General features: G+C 65.8%; 15 protein-coding genes. 8 read left to right on the top strand and 7 right to left on the bottom strand.

Annotated features, from left to right (window positions below; all coding sequences use genetic code 11):
* Positions 1-6: 6 nt before the first annotated feature.
* Positions 7-612: a GcrA family cell cycle regulator gene (locus tag G0P99_RS23565; RefSeq protein WP_164132947.1), complete on the bottom strand. Its 606-nt coding sequence runs from the start codon at positions 610-612 to the stop codon at positions 7-9.
* A 132-nt stretch (positions 613-744) separates the two neighbouring features.
* Here G0P99_RS23565 and G0P99_RS23560 point away from each other — a divergent pair, with 132 nt between their 5' ends.
* The gene (locus tag G0P99_RS23560) at positions 745-1,551 is read left to right on the top strand and encodes an ABC transporter permease (protein WP_164132946.1); all 807 of its coding nucleotides are present in this window, start codon (positions 745-747) and stop codon (positions 1,549-1,551) included.
* A 10-nt stretch (positions 1,552-1,561) separates the two neighbouring features.
* On the opposite strand, the gene G0P99_RS23555 is transcribed toward G0P99_RS23560, so the two are convergent.
* From G0P99_RS23555 to G0P99_RS23545, 3 genes are all read right to left on the bottom strand, one after another.
* On the bottom strand, positions 1,562-2,794 hold the full coding sequence (locus G0P99_RS23555; RefSeq protein ID WP_164132945.1) for an MFS transporter: 1,233 nt from the start codon (positions 2,792-2,794) through the stop codon (positions 1,562-1,564).
* A gap of 197 nt (positions 2,795-2,991) precedes the next feature.
* Positions 2,992-3,876 (bottom strand): DMT family transporter, encoded by an 885-nt coding sequence (locus tag G0P99_RS23550; RefSeq protein WP_164133105.1) that lies wholly within the window; start codon positions 3,874-3,876, stop codon positions 2,992-2,994.
* 50 nt (positions 3,877-3,926) lie between these two features.
* Positions 3,927-4,292: a MerR family transcriptional regulator gene (locus tag G0P99_RS23545; RefSeq protein ID WP_164132944.1), complete on the bottom strand. Its 366-nt coding sequence runs from the start codon at positions 4,290-4,292 to the stop codon at positions 3,927-3,929.
* Between the two features lie 81 nt (positions 4,293-4,373).
* Between G0P99_RS23545 and G0P99_RS23540 the strand changes: the two genes are divergently transcribed.
* From G0P99_RS23540 to G0P99_RS23520, 5 genes are all read left to right on the top strand, one after another.
* Positions 4,374-4,631, top strand: a complete 258-nt coding sequence (locus tag G0P99_RS23540; RefSeq protein WP_164132943.1) for a zinc ribbon domain-containing protein — start codon at positions 4,374-4,376, stop codon at positions 4,629-4,631.
* Positions 4,632-4,871: 240 nt separating this feature from the next.
* Positions 4,872-6,047 (top strand): aspartate aminotransferase family protein, encoded by a 1,176-nt coding sequence (locus G0P99_RS23535; protein WP_164132942.1) that lies wholly within the window; start codon positions 4,872-4,874, stop codon positions 6,045-6,047.
* 88 nt (positions 6,048-6,135) lie between these two features.
* Positions 6,136-7,062, top strand: a complete 927-nt coding sequence (gene argF, locus G0P99_RS23530) for an ornithine carbamoyltransferase (protein ID WP_164132941.1) — start codon at positions 6,136-6,138, stop codon at positions 7,060-7,062.
* Between the two features lie 88 nt (positions 7,063-7,150).
* Entirely contained in the window at positions 7,151-8,068 is a 918-nt protein-coding gene (gene argC, locus G0P99_RS23525; RefSeq protein WP_164132940.1) for an N-acetyl-gamma-glutamyl-phosphate reductase, read from the top strand.
* A gap of 28 nt (positions 8,069-8,096) precedes the next feature.
* Positions 8,097-9,008 (top strand): GNAT family N-acetyltransferase, encoded by a 912-nt coding sequence (locus tag G0P99_RS23520; protein ID WP_164132939.1) that lies wholly within the window; start codon positions 8,097-8,099, stop codon positions 9,006-9,008.
* Here G0P99_RS23520 and G0P99_RS23515 read toward each other — a convergent pair.
* Complete coding sequence (locus G0P99_RS23515; RefSeq protein WP_164132938.1) at positions 8,998-9,924, bottom strand: LysR family transcriptional regulator; 927 nt, start codon at positions 9,922-9,924, stop codon at positions 8,998-9,000. The genes G0P99_RS23520 and G0P99_RS23515 overlap by 11 nt on opposite strands.
* 208 nt (positions 9,925-10,132) lie before the next feature.
* Here G0P99_RS23515 and G0P99_RS23510 point away from each other — a divergent pair, with 208 nt between their 5' ends.
* Together G0P99_RS23510 and G0P99_RS23505 are read left to right on the top strand one after the other, a co-directional pair.
* Positions 10,133-11,017, top strand: coding sequence for a sterol desaturase family protein (locus G0P99_RS23510; protein ID WP_370462872.1), 885 nt, complete (start codon positions 10,133-10,135; stop codon positions 11,015-11,017).
* Between the two features lie 55 nt (positions 11,018-11,072).
* Positions 11,073-12,062, top strand: a complete 990-nt coding sequence (locus G0P99_RS23505; RefSeq protein WP_164132936.1) for a 2-dehydropantoate 2-reductase — start codon at positions 11,073-11,075, stop codon at positions 12,060-12,062.
* An 11-nt stretch (positions 12,063-12,073) separates the two neighbouring features.
* Here the strand turns inward: G0P99_RS23505 and G0P99_RS23500 are convergent, their stop codons facing one another.
* Together G0P99_RS23500 and G0P99_RS23495 are read right to left on the bottom strand one after the other, a co-directional pair.
* Positions 12,074-13,552, bottom strand: a complete 1,479-nt coding sequence (locus G0P99_RS23500; RefSeq protein ID WP_164132935.1) for an inorganic phosphate transporter — start codon at positions 13,550-13,552, stop codon at positions 12,074-12,076.
* 91 nt (positions 13,553-13,643) lie between these two features.
* Positions 13,644-14,102, bottom strand: a complete 459-nt coding sequence (locus G0P99_RS23495; protein WP_164132934.1) for an NUDIX hydrolase — start codon at positions 14,100-14,102, stop codon at positions 13,644-13,646.
* Positions 14,103-14,108: the final 6 nt, after the last annotated feature.

Genomic DNA, 14,108 nt, shown 5'->3' with positions numbered 1-14,108 from the left:
CTTTGCTCAACGGCGCCGGTCGCGGCGCGCGCTCATCGGCTGAAAGGCCACGCCCACATGCGCCTCGCAATAGGGTTTGCCCTGCTGCACCGGCAGGCCGCAGAACCAGAAATCCTCGGTCGCCGGATCGCCGACGGGCCATTTGCAGGTCCGCTCGGTCAGTTCCATCAGCGACAGCTTCTTGGCCTTCTTCTCGATCTCGTTGACCTTGGCCAGCGCCTCGGGGCTGATCTCGTTGGCCGAAGGTTGCGGCGGCAGCGGCTGGCCAGCCGGAATGATCTGCTTGCGCGGCGGAATCGGTTTTGCCTCGGCGGGTTGCGCTTCGGTGGCGGGGGCCGCTGCGGCGGGCCGGGCCGGTTCTGTCCGGGGCGCGGGCTTTGGCTTTGCCTCGACCTTGGGGGCCGATGCGGCCGGTTTGTCCTTGGCCTCGGGTTTGCCCGGGGCCGGTGCCGGGGCCGCGCCTGCGGTCCGGTTCGACAGGCCCAGACGGTGGACCTTGCCGATCACCGCATTGCGGGTCACACCGCCCAGTTCCTTGGCGATCTGGCTGGCCGACTGGCCATCGCTCCACATTTTCTTGAGCAGTTCAACGCGCTCGTCAGTCCAGGACATGTCAGCCTCTCAAAAGCGGGAAAGCGGCCCCATGCGCTGCGGCCGCCTCCGGAATTCGTCTTAGCGCCCTATTCTAGTCACTGTTGCCCGAGTTACAAGGCACTTCGAATCGGATCACGACAGGAGAATGGCATGGACGGCAGGACAGTCGAACCCGGTGTGCGCCGCTTCGGGCGCATAAACTGGCTGGGGCTCTATACTCTGGCGGCGCGCGAGGTGATGCGCTTTCTCGTGGTCTGGACCCAGACCCTGCTGGCGCCGCTGGTGACCGCGGGGCTGTTCCTGATGATCTTCACGCTCGCGGTCGGGTCAGGCCGGGGCGCGGTGATGGGGGTGCCGTTTCTGCATTTCCTGGCGCCCGGCATCCTGATGATGACGGTGATCCAGAACGCCTTTGCCAATACCTCCTCCTCGGTGGTGATCTCCAAGGTGCAGGGCAATATCGTCGATACGCTGATGCCGCCTCTGTCGCCGTTCGAGATCCTGCTGGGCTATCTTGCGGGCGCGGTGGCGCGCGGCGTGATCGTGGCGCTGGCCATTGCCGTGGCGCTTGCGCTGGTGCTGGGGCTGGTGCCGCAACATCCGGTCCTGGCCTTGTTCTATGCCGCGTTGGGGGCGGCCTTTATGGGCGCGCTGGGCCTGGTCGCCGGGATCTTCGCCAACAAGTTCGACCAGATGGCGGCAATCACCAATTTCATCGTCACGCCGCTCGCGTTCCTGTCGGGTACATTTTATTCGGTCGAGGTCTTGCCGCCCGCCCTGCGGGCGCTGACCCATGCCAATCCGGTCTTCTACCTGATCGACGGGTTGCGTTTCGCAGTGATCGGCGCTTCGGACAGCCCGCCCGCCCTGGGCGCGGCGGTCTGCCTTGCGGCCACCTTCGCAGTCTGCCTGCTGGCCTGGTCGATGCTCAGGACAGGGTACAGGCTCAAGGCCTAAGGTCTGGCCTTCAGGCATCGGCCAGAGAGCCCGGTTCCAGCGGCAGGCGTGGCCGTCCCAACCGGGGATGCAACCGCGCCGCGATGGCAAAGGCGCCAAACAGCGCCGTGCCCCCGGCAACAAAGATGCCGGCCACCGGTGCCACCATCAGCACCAGCCAGGCCGCGCCCGGCGTCATGATGCCCGAAACGTCACGATAGCTGGAATAGATCGCTGACATCTCGGTCCGTTCCGAAGGCTTGACCGCCATCAGGAACGGCAGTCCGGCGCAGATATCCAACACGATCAGCCAGAACGAGCCCAGCATCAGCACAAGTGCGGCCAGCGGCGGCCAGCCGGACAGGAACCCGGCCGCCGCAAAGCAGAGCCCGGCACCCGCAAATCCGGTACGCACCGCGCTGCGCAGCGACCGCGCCTGCACCCAGCGCAGGATCAACGGCGCCAGAAACAGCATGCCATTGGTGATCGACAGCAGGATGCCGCCCACCTTGTCGCCCATGCCCGATTCGATCGAGAAAATCGGCAGATAGACCACATAGACCCACCAGCCGCAGGACCGGATCATGGCAAAGAGATATCCCGACACCAGCCGGGGTTGGGCGAAGAAGCGCGGCAGAAAGGCCAGCGGGTTGCGCGCCGGGCCGCGCGCCCGGACGATCATCTTGCCATTGCCCAGCCGCAGGATCCAGAACACCGCCAGCATGAGCAACGCGGCAATGCCGCTGATCACGAACGGGGCAGGGGCCCAGAGCTCCATCAGCAGCACGCCCGCCATCGGCCCCGCCGTCCAGCCCATCGCGCTGTAAAACATCCGGCTGGTCTCGCACCGGCCCAGGTCCACCCGCTCGATATAATCCAGCACATAGGCGTTGAAGCAGATGAAGCAGACCACGGCAGCCACCGCATTGCAGGCAAGGGCCGCGACCACCGCTCCGGGCGTGCCCTGAACCGCGAGTGCGGCGCCGATCACGAACAAGAGCGCGCCGCCGGTATAGGCCCAGCGGCGCGGCACGAAACGGATCAGGAAAGGCACCATCAGCCCGGCCACCAGCGACAGGATTCCGATCAGGAAATAGGCCAGGGACACGGATTCGGCACTGCCAAGCGCGCGATACATGGCCAGCGGAAAGACCGAGATCAGGATGCCGCGCACCACCGCCTCGAGCCCGGCGATGAACCCGAAATCCCGCACCGAGGGGGCGGGGGAATGGCGCACCCATTCGGGAATCCGGCGTTCATGCATAGCGGCAACCTTTGTTACAAAACGAGGCCACCATCGACAGGACGGGCAGGCCGGTCGCGAAGATTTGCGACAGACTCGGTCGCTCAAAGGCCAGTGTGACGAAAAAACCAATCGGCGTGAGCCAAGGGGGCTCTGCCCCCGCGCCGCCCTTTGGGCGACGCTCCCCCGGAGTATTTCTGACCAGAAAGAAGCCGCAGTCAGCGCCGCACGGCGCGTCCTTCGCGCCAGGCCAGGATCAGGGCGCCGGTCAGGATGATGGCGGCGCCGCCCAGGCTGATCGCATCGGGGATCACACCGAACACCGCCATGTCATAGAGCGCGGCAAAGATCAGCGTGGCATAGCTGAACGGCGCCACAAAAGAGGCATCCGCCCGCGCCATGCCATTGACGAAACAGGCCTGCGCACAGGCCATCAGCCCCCCGATCCCCGCCAGCGCCGCCCATTGGGCGGGCAGCGGCGATTGCCAGACCGGCCAGACTGCGGCGGTGGCAATGACCAGCCCCATCGCGTTGTTGACCAGGAGGATCTGGATCGGCCGTTCCCGGCCCGAAAGCTTCTTGATGAAGATGAGCTCCATCCCCATTACCGCTGCGGCCGCCAACGCCAGCAGGGCGGCGGGCTGGAAGCTGCCGGGGGTCGGCCGCAAGAGGATCATCGCGCCCAGAAGAGCAACGACAGCGGCGCCCCAGCGCCAAGGCCCGACCCGTTCGCCCAGCAGCGGAATCGCAAGAACCATGGCAAAGACTGGGTTCAGAAAGGCGATCGCTGTCGCATCGGCCATCGGGATATGGGCCACGGCGGCGAACATCAACGTCACCCCGCCCCAGCCAAAGGTGGTGCGCCCCAGGTGCAGCCGCCAGTGCGGGCGCGCCAGACGGGGGCGCATCACCGCCACCGCGCCGCCAATGGCGATGAAGGCGAACAGGAAGCGGCCATGGCTGACCTGAAACGCCGGCAGCGCCGGCCCCAACGCGCCGGTTCCCAGCGCTTTGGCCAACAGCGTGGTGCCCGCGATAAACGCGGTGGCGGCAAAGATCAGTGCCGCGGCCAGTGCGGGGTTTTGCGGTTTCGCCTCGAACATGCGCCAGCGGTGACCGAGTGCCGCGTAATTGGCAAGAGGCAACGCTTCGCTCAGAGCAGAACCGGCGGTGCCGCCAGCGCCGCGCGCGCCTGGTGCAGGCTTTCCAGGAACCGTTCGGCCCGGGCGATGCGCGCCTCGACCTCGGCAATGCGTGCGTCCAGAAACGCCTCGCCATCGAACCCGTCGGGATCGGCGGCCTGGAGTTGGCCCATCAACATGGCCAGATCGGCAATGCTCATCCCTGCCGCCTGCGCGTCGGCGATCTGGTCCAGCGTGATCAGCGCCTCTTCGGGATAGTCGCGATAGCTGTTGGTCGCCTCTGCCCCCGGTTCCGAGTGGATCAGCCCCTGTCTTTCGTAAAAGCGCAACGTGTCTCGGCTCAGCCCGCTGCGTCGCGACAGTTCCCCGATCCGCATGACTCGCCCTTCAAAACCGTTGACTCAACTCCATGGTTTTGATCCTATGACGACCAATGGACCGATTCAAGGGCGCGGATCATGGGACAGACCTGTCAAAGCTGCGGCATGCCGCTGAGCAAGGACCCGGCGGGCGGCGGCAGCGAGGCGGACGGCGCGCGCAGCACCAAATGGTGTTCGCTTTGCTATGAAAACGGCGCCTTCCGGCACCCGGACGCGACCTATGAAGAGTTTCAGGCCCATTGTGTGGAAGCGCTGGTCGCCAAGGGCATGCCGCGCATACTGGCCTGGGCCTTTACACGCGGGATGAAGCGGCTGGACCGCTGGCGCGCAGCCTGACTTCCACTTTGTTGCATTTCCCCTTCCAAAAGGGGTTTTCTTTGCGCGAATCCTCCGTTATGGAACGCGCCATGATCAAACACGCTCATATCCCGTCTCTCCGACGCCGACGCGCAGCCGCCTAAGCGGCCGTTTGATTCATGCGCGCCCGATTTTCCCGCGCAACGCCTGTTCCAGACATTGACCTGACCGCCCCGCTATGCCCTGCATCGGGGACAACCCTCAGACAAGGATGATCCCATGATTCCGTCCGTCCTGCCGACCTATAACCGCGCGCCGCTTCACTTCGTGAAAGGCGAAGGCGCCTGGCTGACCGAGGCGGATGGCCGACGCTTCCTTGACCTTGGTTCGGGGATCGCGGTGAACGCGCTGGGCCATGCCCATCCCGCCCTGGTCAAGGCGCTGACCGATCAGGCGCAAAACCTGTGGCATGTGTCCAACCTCTACCACATTCCGCAACAGCAGGCGCTGGCCGACAAGCTGGTGGAGCATACATTCGCCGATACCGTCTTCTTCACCAACTCGGGGACCGAGGCCTGCGAACTGGCGGTCAAGATGGCGCGCAAGTATTTCTACGACAAGGGTCAGCCCGAGCGGGTCGAGATCCTCACCTTCGACGGCTCCTTCCATGGCCGCTCCTCGGCCGGTATCGCCGCTGCGGGGTCGGAAAAGATGGTCAAGGGGTTCGGCCCACTGCTGCCCGGTTTCGTGCATCTCACCTTCGGCGATCTGGATGGGGTCACCAACGCGATCACGGAAAAAACCGCCGCGATCCTGATCGAGCCGGTGCAGGGCGAGGGCGGTATCCGCCCTGTCCCCGATGTCGAACTGAAGGCGCTGCGGCAGATTTGCGACGACCATGGCCTGTTGCTGATCCTGGACGAGGTGCAATGCGGCATGGGCCGGACAGGGCGGCTCTTTGCCCATGAATGGGCGGGCATCACGCCCGACATCATGATGGTGGCCAAGGGCATCGGCGGCGGCTTCCCGCTGGGCGCGGTGCTGGCCACCGAAGAGGCGGCAAGCGGCATGACCGCAGGCACCCATGGCTCCACCTATGGTGGCAACCCGCTAGGCTGCGCCGTGGGCTGCGCGGTGATGGATCATATCGCCGACCCGACCTTTCTGGCCGAGGTTAACCGAAAGGCCGCATTGCTCCGCCAGCGGCTCGAAGGGCTGGTCGCAGCACATCCTGACGTATTCGAAGAGGTGCGCGGCTCCGGCCTGATGCTGGGGCTGAAATGCAAGGCGCCCAATCTCGACGTGGTCAAGGCAGGCTATGACAACCTGGTCATTACCGTCCCCGCCGCAGACAACGTCATCCGCCTTCTGCCGCCGCTCACCTTGACCGAGGATGACATCGCCGAGGCGTTCACCCGCCTGGATGCCGCCGCCAGCCAGGTCGAAGCCGTCTGAACTTCATTTCGCTGAAAATACTCCGGGGGGCTCGCCGTCAGGCGGCGGGGGCAGCGCCCCCATCCCCGGCCAAGGAAAGACAAAAGACATGAATCACTTTCTCGATATTCACAAGACCGACGCCGCCGACCTGCGGTCCATGATCGACCAGGCAGGCGCGATGAAACGGGCGCGTCTTGGCCGGCCCAAGGCCGCGCCCGATGACACGCAACCGCTCAAGGACCGGATGGTCGCCCTGATCTTCGAAAAGCCCTCGACCCGGACGCGCGTGTCCTTTGACGTCGGCGTGCGACAGATGGGCGGGCAGACCATGGTGCTCTCGGGCAATGACATGCAGCTTGGCCATGGCGAGACCATCGCCGACACCGCCCGCGTGCTCAGCCGTTATGTCGACATGATCATGATCCGGACCTTCGACGAAACCGTGCTGACCGAGATGGCCGAATATGCCGATGTGCCGGTGATCAACGGCCTGACCGACCGCAGCCATCCCTGCCAGATCATGGCCGACGTGCTGACCTTTGAGGAGCATCGCGGCCCGATCGCGGGCAAGAAGGTGGTCTGGACCGGTGACGGCAACAATGTCTGCTCGTCCTTCCTGCATGCCGCCGGGCAGTTCGGCTTTGACCTTACCTTCACCGGCCCGGCTCAGTTCGACCCGGAAGAAGAATACATGGGATTTGCCCGGCGCAAGGGTTCCAAGGTCGTGATCGAGCGCGACCCGTTCAAGGCGGTCGAGGGCGCCGATCTGGTGGTCGCCGATACCTGGGTGTCGATGCATGACGCGCAATCGGCCAAGGAACGCCGCCACAACCTGCTGCGGCCCTATCAGGTCAACGCCGAGCTGATGCGCCACGCCAAGCCCGACGCGCTCTTCATGCATTGCCTGCCCGCCCACCGCGAGGAGGAAGCCACCTCCGAAGTGATGGACGGCCCGAACTCGGTCATCTTCGATGAGGCGGAAAACCGGCTGCACGCGCAAAAAGCGATCATGCGCTGGTGCCTGGGGGCTTGACCCCGGCACGCGCCACGCCTGGACAAACAAGATGGCCGGTTCCCGGCCAGATCCTCGACTACCCACGCCTCAACATGGGGGACTGAACATGACACACAAGGTCTTCATCGATGGCGAGGTCGGAACCACCGGCCTCCAGATCCGCGCCCGGCTCGAAGGGCGGGACGATATCCGTCTCGTCACCCTGGGCGAGGCCGATCGCAAGAATACCGATGCCCGGTTGGCCGCCTTTGCCGAAGCCGATGTCGGCATTCTCTGCCTGCCTGATGCTGCCGCGATCGAGATCGTGGCCGAACTGGCGGGCACCGGCACCCGGCTGATCGACGCCAGTACCGCCCACCGGGTCGATCCCGACTGGGTCTTCGGCTTCCCCGAGATGGAGAGCGGCCTGCGCGACCGGATCGCCAGCGGTCAGTTCGTGTCGAACCCCGGCTGTTACTCCACCGGTGCCATCGCGCTCTTGCACCCGCTGGTCCAGCGCGGTCTGATCGCCGCCGATGCGGCGCTCAGCATCAACGCCATCAGCGGCTATTCCGGCGGCGGCAAGTCGATGATCGCCGAGTTCGAAAGCGGTCAGACCGACGGCCCCTTCGTCTATGCCACCGACCAGCGGCACAAGCACCTGCCCGAGATCATCGCGCATGTGGGCCTGTCGCGGCGGCCGGTTTTCGTGCCCTCGGTCGGCCCCTATGAACAGGGGATGATCGTGCAGGTGCCGCTGCCGCACCTGGAGCCGGGCGAAAGCGCCGCGCTTCATTCCGCCCTGGCCGAGCATTACGCCGGCAGCGCCTTTGTCTCGGTTGTCGCGCCGGACCATTACGGCGCCCGGATCGACCCGCGTCGCCTCAATGGCACCAACCGGCTGGAGCTGTCGGTGCATGGCAATCCCGACACCGGCGGAGCGGTGCTGATTGCGCTCCTTGACAACCTGGGCAAGGGCGCCTCGGGCGCGGCGGTGCAGAACCTCAACATCATGCTCGGCCTCGACGAGAGCCTCGGTCTCTGACCGGCGCAGGCAACGGGAACAAAGCAAAATGACCGTACATCTCGCGCTGACCGCGCTGGAGGGTGACTATGCCGTCACCCGCCGCGCGCCCGGAGAAGGTTTGCCCGATTGGCTCGCCGGGCCGGGACTGCTGAGCGTTACTCAGGCCCCCGATGAGGTTTCGATCCTGTGCCTTGCCGACCGGGTCCCGGCCAAACAGGTCTCGGCCCGAGGCTGGCAGGCGGTGCAGGTGGATACCTGCGCCCCGCTCGATCAGCCCGGCGTGGTTCTGGCCGCCGTGGAGCCGGTCACCCGCGCCGGACTCGGCATCTTCGTCACCTCGACCCATGATCGCGATTACCTGCTGGTGCGGGCGGCCCGGATCGCCCGGGCCGAGGCCGCCTGGCTGGCCGCCGGGCATCGCGTGTCCAGGGGCGGCGTCACCCTGCGTCTGGCCGGTCCAGACGACGCCGAGGCGCTGGCCTGCCTGCATTTCCGCGTCTGGCAGGAAACCTATGCCCGGATCGCTCCGCCCGAGGTGCGGCTGGCGCTGACCAAGGCCCGCCGCCTTGCCTATTGGCGGGACCGGCTGGGGCAGGACGGCGCGACCGTCATCGCCGAACGGGCGGGGGAGGCCGTGGCCCTTGCCGCCCTGTCGCCCGCCAGCGATCTGGACGGGTTCGGGGACGCGATGGAACTGGGCCACCTCTATGTGGCGTCTGAGGTTCGGGGCACCGGGCTGGGGCGTCGGCTGCTCACCATCGCCCGGGCCATGGCCGGGGCGCAAGACGGGCGCGGTCTGGTCCTGGCCGTGGTGCGCGAGAACACGCCCGCAGTGGCGTTCTACACCGGGCAGGGCGGACAGGTGCTGGCCGAGCGCCGGGACAAGGGCCCGCTCTGGCCCTCCGACAACCTGATTCTGGGTTGGGAGCCCGAGGACAAGGCCAAGGCTAGCGTGTGATCAGATCCTGCGCCTCTGCCAGCCCGAACCAGCCGTGCAGCCGGTCCTGGAACGCCTGGACCAGCCGGCGTGGCGCGCCTTCGGCGCGTCCCGAGACAAGATGCAGAGGTGTGCCGGCTGCCAGCGGCACCGCGACCAGCGGATCGCCGCCATAGCTGACCGAGGTCCGGGGCCGCATGTTCAGTACCGCAAGACCCATACCGGCCCCAACCAGCGATCGCACCATCTCGACACTGCTCGCGGTGGCGACAATGTGCGGCACGATTCCCGCCGTCCGCAACAGCCCCCGCACATAGGCCCCGGCGACAGGCAGGTCCAGCAGCACCAGCGGGACGTCCTTCAGGTCGCTGATCTCGGGTCGCTCCCGCTGACAGATGGCATGCCCCCGCGGCGCCAGCACATAGGGTGGCAGATCCAGCAAGGGCCGCGTCTCGACACCGGCAAGCACCTCGTCCCCGGCGAACAGAGCGACATCAAGCGCGCCATCCAAAAGCCCCGATTGCGCCGTGATATTGTCGCATTCACGCAAATTGAAACGCAAATCTGGATTATCATTCGCCATTTCCTGCAAGATGCGTGGCAAAAATGCCGGTGCAACTGGTGCATAATACCCGATGTGCAAGGTTCCCTGCAAACCCAGACCCAAGGCATAACCCTCTTTCATCACACTTGAATAGTCCTCGATCAGCGGTCTGATCCGTGCGGCCAACGCCCGTCCGGCCGGGGTCGCGGTGATCCCGCGCGCCCGGGCGCGCACCACCAGCGCGGCGCCGAATTCGGCTTCGACCCGGTCGATGGCCGCCGCCACCGCCGAGGGCGCAACGTTCAACATTGTTGCCGCCCCGGTGATCGACCCGCTGTCGACCGCGACCATGAAGGCGCGCAAGAGCCGCAAGGACAGGCGTAGGTCATCCATCCGCAAAACTCATATTTTCAGAGGTAATTTCCAACTTCTTTCTGTTTTTTAGATTTATGGAACCGTGCCACTCTCGGTCAATGCCTTTTCGCTGTTCCATCGAGGGTCAAACATGACGCAACCGTCCCGCTTGCCTGGCTGGGCCCATATCCCTGACGTCCCGATCGCGGTCTCCCCGTTTTTCAGCTGGCCACCGGATCCGGTTCGTATGCTCCGCTGGCTGGCCACCCGCTGGCTGACCCTGGCCAAGAACGTGCTGGTCCTCTTACTCGCCTGGGTCAGTTGGACCTGGCTGACCCCTGGGTTGGATCGGATGGCGACCCTGTCGCTGGATTGGGTCGTGTTGGTCTGGCTGCGCAACCTCGCCCTGATGTCCCTTGTCGCGGGCGGGCTGCACCTGTTCTTCTTTCGGGCCCGCCGACAGGGCGACCGGCTCCGCTATGATGCGCGGCCGCTGGCAGCAAAGGGCAGGCAGTTCACCTTTGCCAACCAGGTACATGACAACATGTTCTGGACCCTGACCAGCGGTGTCGGCTGCTGGACCCTGTTCGAGGTTGTCATGTTCCATGGCATGGCGCGCGGTTGGGTGCCTGCCCTGATCCCGTCCGAACACCCGGTCCTGTTCGTGCTGCTATTCCTGCTGACACCGGTCTGGATTTCGTTCCACTTCTACTGGATACACCGGGCGTTGCATTGGGGCCCGCTTTACCGGATCGCCCATGCGCTGCATCATCGCAACGTCAACGTCGGCCCCTGGTCCGGCCTGTCGATGCACCCAGTCGAGGCGTTTTTCTTCTTTTCCTCGATCCTGATCCATCTCCTGGTTCCGGCACACCCGCTGCACCTCCTGTTCCACCTGCAACATCAGGGCCTGACCGCCGCCACCTCTCATACCGGTTACGAGAGCCTGCTGATCAAGGACCGCAAATCGCTTGCGCTGGGAACCTTCCACCACCAGATGCACCACCGCTATTTCGAGGTGAATTACGGCAACCTCGAAATGCCCTGGGACAAGTGGTTCGGCTCGTTCCACGATGGCACGCCCGAGGCCCATGACCGCCTGAAGGCGCGCCGCCAAAGGCGGGCAGGCTGAGCGTTGTTTTTTCCATCGACCCGGCGCATGATCGCAGAGGGGAAGAGGGAAAATCATGCGGATCGTCATTGCCGGGGCGGGCAGCATCGGGTGTTTCTGTGGCGGACTTCTGGCCGCCGGTGGGCATGATGTCACCCTGTGGGGCCGCGCCCGCGTGCTGGATCAGGTGCGGGCCCATGGGCTGACGGTGACGGATTACTCGGGGCTGGAACGCCACGTCGCCGCCGATAGCCTGACGCTGGCCGAGGATCCCGCTTGCCTGGCTGCGGCAGAGGCGGTGATCGTCACAGTCAAGACCTCGGCCACCGCCCGGATCGCGGCTGATATCGCGGCGGGGGCGCCCTCTCGGGCGCCGATCCTGTCCTGGCAGAACGGGGTCGAGAACGCCCGTATCCTGGGCGCGGCCCTGCCGGGGCGCGACCTGCGGGCGGGGATGGTGCCGTTCAACGTGGTGCCCGCGGGCGAGGGGGTTTGGCATCGCGCCAGTTCCGGCGGCATCGTGATCGCGGCGGGACCCGGTGATCTGGGTCGCAGGCTCTCGGTTCCGGGCCTGCCGGTCACCGAAAGTTCCCGGATCGAGGCGGTGCAATGGGGCAAGCTGCTGGTCAACCTGAACAACGCGCTCAACGCGCTGTCAGGTCTGACGCTGGTCGAGCAACTGGCCGACCGCGACTGGCGCCGCCTGATGGCCGACCAGATGGCCGAGGCGCTGGGCGTGCTGCGCGCGGCGGGTATCGCCGTGGCCTCGACCACGCCGCTCCCCGCCTGGACCAGCCCGCTTATCCTGCGCCTGCCGACGCCGCTGTTCCGGCGCATCGCGGCCCAGATGCTGACGGTCGATCCCACCGCCCGCACCTCGATGGCCTATGACCTGTTGGCGGGCGCGCTGACCGAGATCGATAGTCTACAGGGGGAAATCCTGCGCCTGGCGCGGGCGCATGACCGGCCCGCGCCCCTCGCCGCGCGGGTGGCCGACCTGATCCGCCAGGCCGAGATGTCGGGTCCCGGACTGCCCGACCTCAGTCCGCAGGATATCCGGGGCTGAGCCCTTCGGCTTTAGACGAACTGATTGAGTAACAGGAAAATCACCGCCGACATCAGCGCCGCCGCCGGGACGGTGATCACCCAGGCCGCGACGATGGTCATGAAATGCGAGCGCCGTACCAGCTTGCGGCGGCGCCGCTCCTCCTGCGGCAGGCGGCTTTCCACCGGGCGGCGGTCCCGCAGGGCGCGCAGCCGCTTTTCCGAGTGCCATTCGCGGTAGAACCCGACCCCGAACACACCGCCCACGGCGATATGGGTCGAACTGACCGGCAGGCCCAGCCAGCTGGCCACGATCACGGTGATGGCCGCCGACAGCGCCACGCAATAGGCCCGCATCGGGTTCAGCTTGGTGATCTGGCTGCCGACCATGCGGATCAGCTTGGGCCCGAACAGGAACAGCCCGAACGACAGGCCAAAGGCGCCGATCACCATCACCCAGGCGGGGATCGCCACCTTGGCGGCAAAACTGCCGGCCGAGGTCACATGCACGATGGCGGCCAGCGGCCCGACCGCGTTGGCCACGTCATTTGCCCCATGGGCAAAGCTCAGCAATGCCGCCGACAGAACCAGCGGCAGGCCGAACAGCGCCTTGACCGAGCGGGTGCGGTTCTCCATCCCGGCGGATTTGCGTTTCACCAGCGGCACGGTGACCGCCCAGACGACAATCGCGGTGCCCAGCCCGATCAGCAAGGCCATCTCAAGGTCGATCTTGACCAGCTTCTTGATCCCCTTGACCGCCAGATAGGTGGCAAAGGTGCCCGCCATGATCGCAACCAGGATCGGCACCCATTTGCGCGCCGCCGCGATCTTGTCGGGTTGGTACTGGATGCGATGCTTGATCAGCGCCAGGAACAGCGCGGCAATACCGCCGCCCAGCACCGGCGAGACGATCCAGCTTGCCACGATCGCGCCCATGGTGGACCAGTCCACCGCCGACAGACCCGCCGCCGCGACCCCGGCGCCCATCACGCCGCCCACCACCGAATGGGTGGTCGAAACCGGGGCGCCGATCCATGTGGCCAGATTGACCCACAAGGCCGAGGAGATCAGCGCCGCCATCATCGCCCAGACGAACACCTGGGCATCCTCGACCGAATGCGGGTCGATGATCCCCTTGGAGATGGTCGACACCACGTCACCCCCCGCCAGCAGCGCACCGGCGGTTTCGGCCACGGCGGCAATCGCGATTGCCGCGCCCATCTTCAGCGCGCCTGCGCCAACCGCCGGGCCCATGTTGTTGGCCACGTCGTTGGCGCCGATGTTGATCGCCATATAGGCGCCGAACGCGGCGGCCGCGACCACCACGAACCCGCCCGGCGCATGGCCAAAGGCCACCATGGCCGCCAGGGCGGCCACCACGATGAAGGCCAGCGCGATGCCGGGGCCGACAAGCGGACGGGAAACGTAATTCGCGGCAACCTCGATCCGGGAGATCCGGTTCAGGTCGGCGTCCAGCCGGCCCCATTGGGGTTTTGCGCTGGGTTCGGTCATTTTCGTTGTCCCGCTGTGGAATTCGCGACGTGCCAATAGACCGCCTGCGGCGTCAAAGCAACCAAACCGTCATGAAATTGTTGGTTCGCCGTTACAATTGCCTCAGCAGGTCCTGCAACTGCGGTTCCTGGACCATGTTCGCGGCCTCCTGCGGGGCGACCCAGCGCAGGGTGCGCTGTCCCGCCTCGGGGAACTCGTCGGTCTGTTCCTCGACATCCAGACGGTAGACATAGGTCTCCACCGGCTCGACCGTGCCGTTCTTGCGCCGCTTGCCATAGCCAAAGATGCCGACCGGCTCTTCGGCCACCTCGGCCCGCGCGACGCCCGCCTCTTCCCAGGCCTCGTACAGCGCGGTTTCCGGGCCACTCTTTCCGACGATGGGCCAGCCCTTGGGGACGATCCAGCGTCCCGTGTCCAGGCTGGTGATCAACAGAACCTCAGGCCCCCGGTCCGATGGCCGCAGGCACAAGGCCGCGACCTGCGCGCGCTTGGGGCGCTGCAACATCGGGCGAACCAGTTCGGACCACGCTTTGGCAACTTTCGACTTCATGCTCTC

This window comes from Ruegeria sp. PrR005 (assembly GCF_010500245.1).
Lineage (GTDB): Bacteria > Pseudomonadota > Alphaproteobacteria > Rhodobacterales > Rhodobacteraceae > Ruegeria_B > Ruegeria_B marisflavi.
This window is presented reverse-complemented; position numbering and strand designations above follow the sequence as displayed.

Bases quoted from the DNA above. Each gene is read 5' to 3' on its own strand.
- G0P99_RS23565 (WP_164132947.1), bottom strand. From the start codon at position 612: ATGTCCTGGACTGACGAGCGCGTTGAACTGCTCAAGAAAATGTGGAGC.
- G0P99_RS23560 (WP_164132946.1), top strand. From the start codon at position 745: ATGGACGGCAGGACAGTCGAACCCGGTGTGCGCCGCTTCGGGCGCATA.
- G0P99_RS23555 (WP_164132945.1), bottom strand. From the start codon at position 2,794: ATGCATGAACGCCGGATTCCCGAATGGGTGCGCCATTCCCCCGCCCCC.
- G0P99_RS23550 (WP_164133105.1), bottom strand. From the start codon at position 3,876: ATGTTCGAGGCGAAACCGCAAAACCCCGCACTGGCCGCGGCACTGATC.
- G0P99_RS23545 (WP_164132944.1), bottom strand. From the start codon at position 4,292: ATGCGGATCGGGGAACTGTCGCGACGCAGCGGGCTGAGCCGAGACACG.
- G0P99_RS23540 (WP_164132943.1), top strand. From the start codon at position 4,374: ATGGGACAGACCTGTCAAAGCTGCGGCATGCCGCTGAGCAAGGACCCG.
- G0P99_RS23535 (WP_164132942.1), top strand. From the start codon at position 4,872: ATGATTCCGTCCGTCCTGCCGACCTATAACCGCGCGCCGCTTCACTTC.
- argF (WP_164132941.1), top strand. From the start codon at position 6,136: ATGAATCACTTTCTCGATATTCACAAGACCGACGCCGCCGACCTGCGG.
- argC (WP_164132940.1), top strand. From the start codon at position 7,151: ATGACACACAAGGTCTTCATCGATGGCGAGGTCGGAACCACCGGCCTC.
- G0P99_RS23520 (WP_164132939.1), top strand. From the start codon at position 8,097: ATGACCGTACATCTCGCGCTGACCGCGCTGGAGGGTGACTATGCCGTC.
- G0P99_RS23515 (WP_164132938.1), bottom strand. From the start codon at position 9,924: ATGGATGACCTACGCCTGTCCTTGCGGCTCTTGCGCGCCTTCATGGTC.
- G0P99_RS23510 (WP_370462872.1), top strand. From the start codon at position 10,133: ATGCTCCGCTGGCTGGCCACCCGCTGGCTGACCCTGGCCAAGAACGTG.
- G0P99_RS23505 (WP_164132936.1), top strand. From the start codon at position 11,073: ATGCGGATCGTCATTGCCGGGGCGGGCAGCATCGGGTGTTTCTGTGGC.
- G0P99_RS23500 (WP_164132935.1), bottom strand. From the start codon at position 13,552: ATGACCGAACCCAGCGCAAAACCCCAATGGGGCCGGCTGGACGCCGAC.
- G0P99_RS23495 (WP_164132934.1), bottom strand. From the start codon at position 14,102: ATGAAGTCGAAAGTTGCCAAAGCGTGGTCCGAACTGGTTCGCCCGATG.